This is a genomic window from Deltaproteobacteria bacterium (assembly GCA_026712905.1).
In the GTDB taxonomy this organism is placed as follows: Bacteria; Desulfobacterota; Binatia; order UBA9968; family JAJDTQ01; genus JAJDTQ01.
Window position 1 is genome coordinate 38175 of record JAPOPM010000116.1, and the last position, 11914, is coordinate 50088.

At 65.8% G+C, this 11914-nt stretch carries 13 protein-coding genes and 1 pseudogene; 6 read left to right on the forward strand and 8 right to left on the reverse strand.

Annotated elements, in window-relative coordinates:
• Positions 1-27: 27 nt before the first annotated feature.
• The 3 genes from ruvA to OXF11_09085 are packed head-to-tail and all read right to left on the reverse strand — an operon-like array spanning position 28 to position 1991.
• Positions 28-615: a Holliday junction branch migration protein RuvA gene (gene ruvA / locus OXF11_09075; protein ID MCY4487252.1), complete on the reverse strand. Its 588-nt coding sequence runs from the start codon at positions 613-615 to the stop codon at positions 28-30.
• Between the two features lie 40 nt (positions 616-655).
• Entirely contained in the window at positions 656-1363 is a 708-nt protein-coding gene (ruvC, locus tag OXF11_09080; GenBank protein MCY4487253.1) for a crossover junction endodeoxyribonuclease RuvC, read from the reverse strand.
• Positions 1245-1991, reverse strand: coding sequence for a YebC/PmpR family DNA-binding transcriptional regulator (locus OXF11_09085; GenBank protein MCY4487254.1), 747 nt, complete (start codon positions 1989-1991; stop codon positions 1245-1247). Before OXF11_09085 ends, ruvC begins: the two co-directional genes overlap by 119 nt.
• Positions 1992-2387: 396 nt before the next feature.
• Here OXF11_09085 and OXF11_09090 point away from each other — a divergent pair.
• A pseudogene (locus OXF11_09090) lies at positions 2388-2972 on the forward strand (septal ring lytic transglycosylase RlpA family protein).
• A gap of 31 nt (positions 2973-3003) precedes the next feature.
• Here the strand turns inward: OXF11_09090 and OXF11_09095 are convergent.
• The 4 genes from OXF11_09095 to OXF11_09110 form a co-directional block, all read right to left on the reverse strand.
• Positions 3004-3792, reverse strand: a complete 789-nt coding sequence (locus OXF11_09095) for a DUF4143 domain-containing protein (protein ID MCY4487255.1) — start codon at positions 3790-3792, stop codon at positions 3004-3006.
• A 70-nt stretch (positions 3793-3862) separates the two neighbouring features.
• Positions 3863-4687, reverse strand: a complete 825-nt coding sequence (locus tag OXF11_09100) for an MBL fold metallo-hydrolase (protein ID MCY4487256.1) — start codon at positions 4685-4687, stop codon at positions 3863-3865.
• Between the two features lie 86 nt (positions 4688-4773).
• On the reverse strand, positions 4774-5646 hold the full coding sequence (locus OXF11_09105; GenBank protein MCY4487257.1) for a CoA ester lyase: 873 nt from the start codon (positions 5644-5646) through the stop codon (positions 4774-4776).
• Between the two features lie 22 nt (positions 5647-5668).
• Positions 5669-6829: an acyl-CoA/acyl-ACP dehydrogenase gene (locus OXF11_09110; GenBank protein ID MCY4487258.1), complete on the reverse strand. Its 1161-nt coding sequence runs from the start codon at positions 6827-6829 to the stop codon at positions 5669-5671.
• Between the two features lie 194 nt (positions 6830-7023).
• Between OXF11_09110 and OXF11_09115 the strand changes: the two genes are divergently transcribed.
• The 4 genes from OXF11_09115 to OXF11_09130 all read left to right on the forward strand — a co-directional run bounded on the left by OXF11_09115 (position 7024) and on the right by OXF11_09130 (position 10200).
• Entirely contained in the window at positions 7024-7230 is a 207-nt protein-coding gene (locus OXF11_09115) for a type II toxin-antitoxin system HicB family antitoxin (protein MCY4487259.1), read from the forward strand.
• Between the two features lie 160 nt (positions 7231-7390).
• Positions 7391-8167, forward strand: coding sequence for a DUF3047 domain-containing protein (locus OXF11_09120; GenBank protein MCY4487260.1), 777 nt, complete (start codon positions 7391-7393; stop codon positions 8165-8167).
• 211 nt (positions 8168-8378) lie between these two features.
• On the forward strand, positions 8379-8885 hold the full coding sequence (locus OXF11_09125) for a MaoC family dehydratase (GenBank protein MCY4487261.1): 507 nt from the start codon (positions 8379-8381) through the stop codon (positions 8883-8885).
• Between the two features lie 112 nt (positions 8886-8997).
• Positions 8998-10200: a CaiB/BaiF CoA-transferase family protein gene (locus OXF11_09130; GenBank protein MCY4487262.1), complete on the forward strand. Its 1203-nt coding sequence runs from the start codon at positions 8998-9000 to the stop codon at positions 10198-10200.
• Positions 10201-10237: 37 nt separating this feature from the next.
• Here the strand turns inward: OXF11_09130 and OXF11_09135 are convergent, their stop codons facing one another.
• Positions 10238-11056, reverse strand: a complete 819-nt coding sequence (locus OXF11_09135) for a hypothetical protein (GenBank protein MCY4487263.1) — start codon at positions 11054-11056, stop codon at positions 10238-10240.
• Between the two features lie 318 nt (positions 11057-11374).
• Between OXF11_09135 and OXF11_09140 the strand changes: the two genes are divergently transcribed.
• Positions 11375-11914, forward strand: a 540-nt coding sequence (locus OXF11_09140) for an aconitase family protein (GenBank protein ID MCY4487264.1), incomplete at its 3' end; no start/stop codon positions are given.

The window sequence follows — 11914 nt, forward strand, 5'->3', positions numbered from 1 at the left end:
TTCGACGAGCACCGATACGCTAGTGTGCTAGAGGCTGAGCTGGCGCAGGGCTTCCTTGAGCACGGTCTCCAGATCGGCGGCACCCTTGTCCAGCAACCGCCGCACCACCCGGTCCGCATCGGCGCGGCGGTAACCCAGATTCACGAGCGCCGACACCGCGTCGCCACGGATTCCCGGGTCCACCGCCGTCGACTCCGCGGCGCTTTCCGGCAACCCTGCTATTTTATCACGCAGCTCCACGATCATGCGATCGGCCATGCGTTTGCCGATCCCGGGAATCGACACCAGGCGGGCGACGTCGCCGTCCCGCAGTGCGGCCAGCAACTCACCCGCGGCAAGGCCGGACAGGATGTTGAGCGCCAGCCGCGGGCCGATGCCCGACACCCCGGTGAGCAGCGTGAACGCTTGCTTCTCCGCCGGATCGAAGAAACCGAACAACTGGATGGCGTCTTCCCGGACGTGGGTGTACACGAACAGGCTCACCGGCTCTCCCACTTCCGGCAGCCGGTAGAACACGCTCAGCGCCGTGAAGAGCTGATAGCCGACGCCGTTGACGTCGACGATGACCTCGCCGGGCGCCTTCTGGTCCAATGTGCCGCGAACCTTGGCGATCACGATAAGACTCGGAATGATGCGGCGATGGGTCGGATGTTCCTCACTGCTTGCCGCCGGGGAGAGCCTCGACCGGCCAGCGCAGCCCGCGGGAGCTTCTCCCGCTCCGGCCCGACGTCGCGACGGCACTGGTGTGGAACGCGCGCAGATGGCCGTGGCATATGGCCGCCGCCAGCGCGTCGGCGGCGTCCTCCTGCGGTTCCGCGGCGAGTTCGAGGAGGACGGTGACCATCTGCTGTATCTGTGCCTTGCTCGCGTGCCCGTAGCCTGTCACCGCCTTCTTCACCTGGACCGAGTTGTACTCCGCGACCGGCACGTCACCCTCCGCGGCGGCCAGCAGCGCCACGCCGCGCACCTGGCCGAGTTTCAGCGCACTCTGAACGTTGCGCGCGAGAAAGACCTTCTCCAGGCTGACTTGAGTAGGCTGGTGTTCTCGGACGACGCGGATCAACTCCGTGAAGATGCGGTGGAGGCGACGGTCCTGCGACAAGGTCGCGGCGGCTCTTACCGTGCCATGGGCGACGTGCCGGAGCCGGCTTCCGTCGACGCGGATGACGCCCCAGCCGGTCTTGATGGTTCCGGGGTCTATGCCCAGGATCGTTTCGATAGGAACTTCTCCGATCCCGCCGGCATCAACCGGCCTTCTCGAGCATCTCGTCCGGTATGTCGAAGTTCGCCGCGACGCTCTGGACGTCGTCGTGGTCCTCAAGCTCCTCCGTGAGGCTGAGGGTGCGCTCGGCCTCCTTCTCACCGAGGGTCGTGGTGTTCTTGGGGATCATGGTGACTTCGGCCGAGACCACGGCGACCTTGGCGTTGTCGAGGCTTTCCCGGACCGCGTTGAAGTCCTCCGGCGCGGTGACGATCTCGAAGACATCATCGCTCTCGGCGACATCCTCGGCGCCGGCCTCGAGCGTCAGACCGATCAACTCCTCCTCGTCCACCGCGTCCTTGGAGACGACGATGAGCCCTTTGCTGTCGAACATCCATGCCACGCAGCCGGTCTCGCCGAGGCTGCCGCCGTGCTTGCTGAAGAGGTGCCGGATGTCGGACACCGTACGCTTGCGGTTGTCCGTCAGCACCTGCACCAGGAAGGCGGCGCCGCCCGGGCCGTAACCCTCGTAGCTGATCTCCTCGTAGGACACTCCTTCGAGCTCGCCCGTGCCCTTCTTGATGGCGCGCTCGATGTTGTCGTTGGGCATGCTGTTGTCACGGGCGGTCTGCACCGCCGTGCGCAGGCGCGGGTTGGCCGCGATATCCCCGCCGCCCATGCGCGCCGCCGCCGTGATCTCCTTGATGAACTTGGTGAACAGCTTGCCTCGCTTGGCGTCCTTGGCCGCCTTCTTGTGCTTGATGGTGCTCCATTTCGAATGTCCGGACATGGCGCGACGCTCTCCTCCAACAGGATCAGCCGGCACCGACCGCCAGGTCGGGGTTGCCGGAATGCTTGCCGACCCGTTGACCCAAACACGGGAACGCGCGCGGCGAACGTGTCGGCGAATGAAAAGTTACCACAACTGACACCGGCCCGTAAACGAGCCGGACGAGGGGTGTCCCGGTGCGCCGCTTCCATGACACCGACATTCCGGTATAATCGGGAAGCGATGGTTTCCCCACTCCTCTGGCGCCCGCGCGGCCGCGTTTGGCTCTGGGCCATCGCAACCCTCGTGGCGCTTTCCGCGTGCGCGCCGTCGAAGCCCGATCCCACGAAAGCGGATTCGTCGCAGCCCGACGTGTCACGGCCCGCTCCATCGGTGCCGCCGGACACGCCGCGCGTCCCCACCCCTCCCGCGGTTCCGCTCTCGCAGGAGGGCATCGCCTCGTGGTACGGCCCCGGCTTCCACGGGAAGAAGACCACAAGCGGTACCGTCTACGACCAGCACGGCATGACCGCCGCGCACCAGACCCTGCCGCTGGGCTCCAGCGTTCACGTCACCAATCTCACCAACGGCAAGTCCGTGACCGTGCTGATCAACGACCGCGGCCCGTTCGTCAAGAACCGGGTGATCGACCTTTCCTACGCCGCCGCCCGCGCGGTGGACATGATCCGGCCGGGCACCGCGCCGGTGCGGGTGGAGGTCGTGGACACGGGCGGGCACGACCTGACGGCCATCCCCGAGCGGCTCGACTACACCTTGCAGGTGGGGGCCTTCTCGGACCTGGAAAAGGCCCGTGAACTGAAGGCCCGCCTCGAGAGCCGACACGACAGGCCTGTAGTGATAGAGCCCCACGAAGGCTACTACCGGGTCCGCCTCGGAACCTTCAGCGGTGAGGACGAAGCCAGAGAATACGGTGCCCGCCTGTCTCGGGAAGGACTGCCCGTGGTGCTCGTGGAGGTGTGGCCGCCGGTGGCGGGGCAGTGACGCCGGTGATCGAAGCGGTCAAGACGCAACGTCAAGCCGCCTCCCCTGCCTCGGAGGTCAATTCGTCCATCAAGCCACCCAGGGGGATGGTTTCAGTCCCGCCAGCCTGGAGAAAGCGCCGCGCGCCGCCATATACCACGATTTGCCGGGCGGCACCGATGTCCGTGCAGGCGATGTGGAACCCCCTGGAGGGTGTGGGGGCGCTGACGGACCGTTTGATCTCGATGGCCCAGCGGCGGCCGGGGTCGAACTCCAGCACCAAGTCCACTTCGGCGCCGGCCTGAGTGCGGTAGTAGAACGGCTGCGCCCAAGACGGCGCGACCGCCAGCAGGTTCTCGATCGCAAAGCCTTCCCAACTGCCGCCCGCCACCGGGTGCGCGAGCACATCTTCGAGGGTACGCAGCCCCAGCAGGGCGTGAGCGACTCCGCTGTCGCGCAGGTAGAGGCGGGGCGCCCGGACGAGGCGCTTGCCCACGTTGCCGGACCAGGGTGGCAGGCGCCGGACCAGCAGCAGGTCCACCAGGAGGTCCATGTAGCGTTGCAGAGTCCGTACGTGAAGGGAGAGGGCTGAGGCCAGCCGCGCGGCATTGAAGGGTGCGCCTTGTGCGTGGGCCAGCATGGTCCACAACCGGCGCAAGGTCTCGGCCGGCAGGCGGGCGTCGAAAAACGGGATGTCGCGCTCCAGGTAGGTACGGATGAAGTCGCGCCGCCACGTGAAGCTGGCCCGTTCGCCCGGTGCCAGCCAGGCTCCCGGAAAGCCTCCACGCAACCACAAGCGTCCGGCGTCATCATCGCCGGTCTCGGTAAGGTCCAGGGGCATGATAAGATATCAGGAGAGGTTCTCGGGAGATACCGCATCCCCTTGCCGATGCACCCGCATCGACCGCCAATCAGGCCCGTCCACCGACCGCCAGGAAGTACCGGTCGCCTTCCTGATGCACCCGTTCGTCCGCCACGAGCTTCAACAGGTGGGCCTCCACGGAAGAGTGCGCCACGCGTATGAGAGCCGCCGGATAGTCGACGTAGATCACCGCCACCAGGTCGCCGATGGAATGGCGCCCGTCGCGCAGGCCCTGGAGGATCTGCTCCTCGCGCATCAGGCGATGGTCGATGTACTCCCGGATCTTGGCCATTGGCTCGGTGACGAACGGGCCGTGGCCCGGCAGCAGCAGGTCGATGTCCAGCGACAGGAGCTTCTCCAGGGAGGCCATGTAGTGGGCCATGTTCCCTTCCCCGGCCGGCACCACCGTGGTGCCCTTGCCCAGGATGTGGTCTCCAGAGAAGAGGATCTTCTTTTCGCGCTCGTAGAAACAGCAGTGCCCGGCCTCGTGCCCCGGGGTGAACACCACCTCCAGCTCCCCGCCGTCATAGGCGATGCGGTCACCCTCGTCGTAGGTGAAGTCCTCGCCGCCCAGGTGGCCCGCGCGCACCCGTGAAATTCCCACCTCCGCGCCCGTGCGCTCCTTGAGCGCCAGCGCGCCGCCGCAGTGGTCCATGTGGATGTGGGTCAGCAGAATGCGGGTGATGCGGCTCCCCCCCAGCGCCTCCACCTCGGCCAGCAGCCCGTCGATGTTCTCGTCCGAACCCAGGGCCACGTCGATGACCGTGATTTCCTCGCGCCCCAGCAGGTACTGGTTCGTCCCCCGAAGCGTCATGTAGCCGGGATTGGTGGCGGTGAGGCAGCGGAGGTTCTCGGTGTTCTCTACCTTGGGCATGAACTGGTGTCCTTGTATTCAGCCGCTCGAAGCCGGGTCCTGAACCCGGACCTCGATCTGGCGGCCTGCGCACGGCGCCGTCTCCGTCATGCGCCGCCCAGGGCCTCGGCCATCTCCAGCGTCCGGCGCGCCCGCTCGATGATCGGGCGGTCGAGGAGCTGGCCGCCGAAGGCCACCGAACCGTCGCCGCGGGCGGCGGCCTCCTCGTAGGCCTCGATGACCTTGCGGGCGTAGTCGATTTCCTCGGGGCCGGGGCTGAAGGCGGCGTTGATGGGCGCGATCTGGGCCGGATGGATGGACGACATGCCGGTGAAGCCCAGGCGTCGCGACTGCAAGGCGAACCGCGCGAGGCCGGCGGGGTCCTGGAGGTCCACCCAGACTCCGTCCACCGCCTGGACGTGGGCCGAGGCCGCCGCCACCACCATCGCGGAGCGCGCGTAGATAAGTTCCTGCGCCTCGCCTTCCCGCGAGGTGGGGAGCCCCAGTTCGCGGCCGAAGTCCTCCGCCCCGAACATGAGCCCGACGACGCGCGGAGAGCAACCCGCGATGGCCGGCGCCGCCAGGAGTCCCCTGGGGCTCTCGATGGCCACCAGCATCTTCACCGTCGTGCCCGTGGACGCCTCGTGCGCCGCCACCAGCGACTCCACGGCGGCGATCTCTTCGGGCGACTCCACCTTGGGCAGCACCAGCCCGTCCAGGCCCGGGCGCAGCACCGCCTCGAGGTCGTCCGCCATGCGCTGGTGGCCGATGGCGTTGATGCGCACGTAGCGCAACGGCTGCCCCGGGCTCCGCTCGCGCCCCAGGGCCTCGCCGATGAGACGCCGGGCCTCGTCCTTCTCCGCCGGCGCCACGCCGTCCTCGATGTCCAGCATGAGCGCGTCCGCGTCCAGTCCCAGGGCCTTGTCGATCATCCGCTGCCGGTGCCCCGGCACGAACATCCAGGAACGTTGCAAATCCATGGTGATCTACCTCAAGGTGAGCTCAATACGACCGCGGCATGCCGAGCACGTGCTGCCCCAGGTAGGCCAGCACCAGGTTGTTGCTCACCGGCGCGATGGTCAGGAGCCGGGTCTCACGGAACTTGCGCTCCACGTCGTAGTCCACCGACAGGCCGTAGCCGCCGTGGGTGGTGATGCAGGCGTTGGCCGCTTCCCACGCGGCCTCGGAGGCCAGCAGCTTGGCCATGTTGGCCTCGGCGCCGCAGCGCTCGCCGCGGTCGAACTTCGATGCCGCGTGCCAGCGCACCAGGTCCGCCGCCTCGATGTGCGCGTAGGCCTGGGCGATGGGGAACTGGATCCCCTGGTTGGCGCCGATGGGCCGGCCGAACACCTTGCGCTCGCCCGCGTAGCGTGACGCCCGCTCCACGAACCAGCGCCCGTCCCCCACCGCTTCGGCGGCGATGAGCACCCGCTCCGCGTTCCAGCCGTCGATGATGTAGCGGAAGCCCATGCCCTCCTCGCCGATGAGGTTCTCCGCCGGCACCTCCATGTCGGAGAAGAAGAGCGCGTTGGTATGATGGTTGATCATCATGTCCAGAGGCTTCACTTCCAGCGCATCGCCCGCCTCCCGGATGTCCACCAGAAACGCCGACAGCCCACGGGTCTTGTCCGTCAACTCGTCGTAGGGCGTGGTGCGCGCCAGCAGCAGCATCAGGTCCGACTGCAGCACCCGCGAGATGAAGATCTTCTGCCCGTTGATCACGTAGCGGTCGCCCTTGCGCACGGCGGTGGTGCGGATGCGCGTGGTCTCGGAGCCGGAGTCGGGCTCGGTGACCCCGAACGCCTGGAGCCGCAGCTTGCCGCTGGCCACGCCGGGCAGATAGCGCCCCTTCTGCTCCTCGCTGCCGTGCCGCAGCACCGTACCCATGGTGTACATCTGCGCGTGGCACGCGGTGGAGTTGCCGCCCCAGCGGTTGATCTCCTCCAGGATGATGCTCGCCTCGGTGATGCCGAGTCCGATGCCGCCGTACTCCTCCGGGATCAGCGCAGCCAGCCAGCCCAGCTCCGTGAGCTTGCCGACGAACGCCTCCGGATACTCGCCCTTCGCGTCCACGTCCCGCCAATAGGGGTCGGAAAAGTCCTGGCAGACCTTGCGGATCTCCTCCCGGAGCTGCACTTGATCCTCGGTAAGGGTGAAATCCATCATGGGTGCGGGTACTATACAAAGAGGAGGCCTTGAATGCCAATTTGCGCCTGCGTCGCCAGATTGTTTCAAGACGTTTGCTATGCTGGCGACTTGTTGAAGCACTCCACGGCTCGTGGCAAGCTTCAAATCGGTCTTCAATATCGCAAAGAACACGGGTTGATGGCCCTGACTCTGAAGTCTTGGAGGGAAGAGTGAAATTCAACGTAACAGTTGACCGGGACGAAGACGGGGTATGGGTGGTGGAATGCCCCGCCATACCAGGCTGCGTCAGCCAGGGAGAGACAAAGCGCCAAGCCCTGGAGAACATCAAGGAAGCTATCGCGCTCTGTCTGGAGGTTCGAGCAGAGAAGGGCCTTCCACTGACGATTGAGACGCGACAGATAGAGATTGCGGTTTGACTCCCGCCTTGCGCCCCTTGAGCGGCCAAGAGGTCGTGAACAAGGAAGTTGCCAAAGGCACCCTCAGAAGCCTCCTTCGGTCCGCCGGGCTCACCGTGGACGAATTCCTGGCTGGCGGAAGGGCGCGCTGAGGCGCGTTTCTCTCCTGTAGGTTTTCGATATGACAACACATCGAGGTCGGTTGAGCCTGCCTGGGTTCTTTCGCTCTACGTTTGTTTTGGTCGGCGTGAGTCTCGGGCTGGCGATCACGGTCGCCCTCCAGGCGAAGCCCCTGGGGACGCTGGATGTGGGGAAATTCTCGGCCGCGAAGGCCGGCGGAGCCTTCCCGGACGGTTGGGAGCCGCTCACCTTCGACAAGATCGAGAAGCACACGGAATACGCACTCGTGGAGGACAACGGGACGGTGGCGGTCAAGGCGGTGAGCCGGGCGTCGGCTTCGGGACTGGTGCGCAAGGTGGACATCGACCCGATGCAATATCCGGTGGTGGAGTGGCGCTGGAAGGTCGAGAACGTCCTGAAGAAGGGCGACGTCACCCGCAAGGACGGCGACGACTACCCGGCCCGGCTGTACATCACGTTCAGGTACGACAGCAGCAAGGTGGGGTTCTTCGAGCGCGCCAAGTACGAAGCCATCCGGTTCGCCCACGGGGAATATCCCCCCTTGGGGGCGATGAACTACATCTGGGAGAGCAAGAGTCCGGTGGGAACCGTTGTCCCCAACCCCTACACCGGCCGCGTCCGGATGTTCGTGCTGCAGAGCGGCAACGGCAAGTCCGGCGAGTGGGTGACGGAGTCGCGCAATCTCGTGGAGGACTACCGCAGGGCCTTCGGCGGCGACCCGCCGCGCATCTCGGGCGTGGCGGTGATGACCGATACCGACAACACGGGCGAGTCCGCGGTGGCCTGGTTCGGTGACATCGTGTTCAAGGCGCGGTGACCCGAGGCCGGGTTTTCACTCTTGAGTGTGAGCTGTGCTACCCTGCCGCAAGCGTGCCGACACTCCGGTGCGTCATTCCCGAGGAGCAGGCTGTGTCCAAGACCGCGCTCCAACAAGAAATGGCACAGCCACCCCTAATCGTCATTCCCGCGGAAGCGGGAACCCAGGGGTGGAGAGGGGCAAACGGAACAAAGGCTGAAGGAGATTTCCCATGGCGGTCGTACAGGGCTGGGAAGGACGTTATTTCGAGGACTTCAACGTCGGCGACGTGTACCGGTGCCGGGTCGGGCGCACGGTCACGGAGAACGACAACATCTGGTTCACGCTGCTCACCAACAACACCAACCAGATCCACTTCAACAACGAGTACGGCAAGCGCACCGAGTTCGGGAAGTGCCTGATCAACAGCGCCCTCACCCTGGCCATCGTGGCGGGCATGGGGGTAGCGGACGTGAGCGAGAACGGCTTCGCCCTGGGCTGGGACCAGATCCGGCTGCCCAACCCGCTGTTCGCCGGCGACACGCTGTACTCCGAGTCCGAGGTGCTGGAGAAGCGCGACTCCCGGTCCAAGCCCCAGTGGGGCATCGTCAAGGTGCGCACCCGGGGCGTCCAGCAGGAGGGCAAGGTGGTCATCGACTACGCCCGCAGCGTGATGGTCTGGCGCAAGGAGTTCGCTCCCCGGCGGGACATCTTCCCGGAGATCGTCGACGGCGACTAGTGGACTGGAAACGGATAGGCATGTAGGGGCGACCGGCGGTCGCCCCCTGTCGGCATTCTGCCGCACGGGCGGGTGGGGGCAGACGGAGGGCGGCAGCGCAAGGAGCGTACGAGTGAGCTCATCCGACACCAACGGCGGCCTCGCGCTCAGCGGCGTACGGGTCATGGCCTTCGAGCAGGTCCTCGCCGGGCCCTTCGGCACCGGCCTGCTGGGAGAGATGGGGGCCGAGGTCATCAAGATCGAGCGCCCCGGCGTGGGCGACCTGATCCGCCACTGGGACACCGCCGTCAAGGGGCTGTCATCGGGCTACGTGTGGCTCAACCGCAACAAGCGAAGCCTCACGGTGGACGTCAAGAAGCCGGAGGGCCTGGAGGTCCTCCACAAGCTCGCGCAGACCACCGACGTTTTCTTCGAAAACTACGCCCCCGGCGTGGCCGAGCGCGTGGGGCTGGGTTGGGAAACCCTCCACGAGATCAACCCGCGGCTCATCTACTGCTCCCTATCCGGCTACGGCCAGGACGGCCCCTACCGGGACGTCAAGGCCTACGACCTGCTGATCCAGGGCGAGGCCGGCATCATCGCCACCACGGGCTACCCCGACAAGCCCGCCCGGGCCGGCGTGTCCGTGTCCGACATCGCCTCCGGCATGTACGCCGCCCTGGGCATCGTCCTGGCGTTGTTCCAGCGGGAGAAGACCGGCGAGGGGCAGGTCATCGACATCTCCATGTTCGAGAGCATCCTCTCCTGGCTGGGCTACTTTCCGCACCACTACTGGCACCGGGGAGAGGAGCCCGACCGGGTGGGCATGCGGCACCACTACGTGACCCCCTACGGCCCCTACATGACGGGCGACGGCGAGTACGTGAACCTAGCCGTGGCCACGCCCAAGGACTGGGAGGTCTTCTGCCTCAAGGTGATGGAAAGCCCCGCGCTGATGGAAGACCCCCGCTTCGCCACGGTGGAGGCGCGCAGGGAAAACCGCGGCGCGCTGGAGGAAACCATCGAGCAGCTCTTCCTGGAGCACGGCCACGAGACCTGGCTCGAACGCCTGCAGGCGGCGGAGCTGCCCAACGGCAAAGTCCGGGGCATCGCCCAGGTGCTGGCCCATCCCCAGGCCGCCGCCCGGCGCATGATCCGGGAGGTGGACTCCCCCGTGGGCAAGGTGCCGGTCATCGGCAGCCCCCTGAACCTGTCCGGCAGCCCGCCCCGCTACGACCCCATCCCGGATCTGGGCGACGCCACCGACTCGATCCTCGAAGAGCTCGGCTACGACGCCGAGGCCATCGCGCGGCTGCACCGGGACCAAGCAGTCTGAATCAATGTTGACGGTGCCCCGCGAAGCCAGATAGCGGCTACTCCTGCTTCCTGGCTCCGAACGCCCCGATCAGTTCGTTGTAGCCGAAAACGCCGGCAGCTTCCTGGTGATTCGGGCCATAAAATCTGCCGTTAATATAGATCGGGGCTTCCTGAAACGGACCGTCTCCAGGCTGCAATTCGACGAATTTGGACGTCTCAGGAAACAGCGTGACCTGGTCGAAGGATATGTCCTCGCGCGCGGCACCGGTCTCCACGTTGGCGATACGGGTGAAGGAAACGCCCATGGACGGCAGGGCCCCGAACGTGGCGACGAGATTGGCATCGCCCGCATAGCGGTCTTGGGAGTTGGTATGTACGCCCACCATCGCGCCCCGCCAACTGGCGGTTCCCTCAACCGGAAGCGGGTCTTCGGAAAGCGCGCCGAAAGCAAGCCCCACGAACCAGTCCGATCCTCCGGTCGCGCCAAGTGGCCGGAGCCGCTGCACGAATGCCGCCGCGTTGTCGAGCCACCCGCCATAGAGTCTCCAGTCGCCGTCCTCGTGAATGCTCTCGACCAACTGGACGCCGCCGATTTCGCGCTCTTGCTCAAAACCATCCTGAAACAACTGCCGCGAGACGCCCGTTGGAGTAACGATGAAGCCTCCGGTCGTTACACACGCCTCAGCGCTACACCCAAAGGACATGGCAAGTCCTCCGGTCGGGTGTAGTCTTGAGGCCACAATCCCGTTGTTCGTGGCGACCATCTCGTTGACGCCCGCCAAGGGATCGACCGGTGCCGCGACTTCCCTGGTGGTCGAACATGCCGCGACGGCGAGGGCGGTAAGGAGTATGGCTACTGTGCTCTTCATGGTCATGTTTCACCTCGACTGTTGTTGCACGTTTCGCAGTTTGCGCGTCACACCCCACGCGCCTCTGGCGACTATGCCTTACGGGTATTCCTTTTTCCACACGCGAGATATTTTTGCCAACTAATTTTATCCAAGTAATCCTTTTCCCGCATCAACGCCGACTCTATGGGGCATCTTGTAGTTGCCGTTACACCGTCCGCTTCCGCCGATTTGGCAAGCCGCACCGGTTGCGCTAGAAAGAAGGGTTTCAAGGCCCCGCGGCATCCATCCGCCCGCGTCCCTCCGGGCCGCCTGAAACCGAAAATCCATATCAAGGAGCCTCACATGGCATCACAGAGCATCGACACGTTTCACACCGCCTCCACGCTCGAAGTCGGGGGCAGCTGCTACCGGATCCACCGCCTCGACGCCCTGGCGAAGGCGACATCCTTGCCGGTGGAGCGGCTGCCCTTCTCCCTCAAGATCCTGCTGGAGAACCTGCTCCGTTGCGAGGACGACCGGCACGTGTCGGCGGACGACATCCGGGCGCTGGCGGGTTGGGACCCGGGGGCGAAGCCGGAGAAGGAAATCGCCTTCATGCCGGCGCGCATCCTGCTGCAGGACCTCACCGGGGTGCCCGCCATCGTGGACCTGGCGGCCATGCGCGAAGGCATCAAACGGCTGGGCGGCGACCCGAAACGGATCAACCCGCTCCAGCCCGTGGACCTGGTCATCGACCACTCCGTGCAGGTGGACCACTTCGGCTCGCTGCAGTCCTTCGCCTCCAACTCGAAGCTGGAGTACGAGCGCAACCAGGAACGGTACGCGTTCCTGCGCTGGGGGCAGAAGGCCTTCGACAACTTCAGCGTGGTGCCGCCGGACACC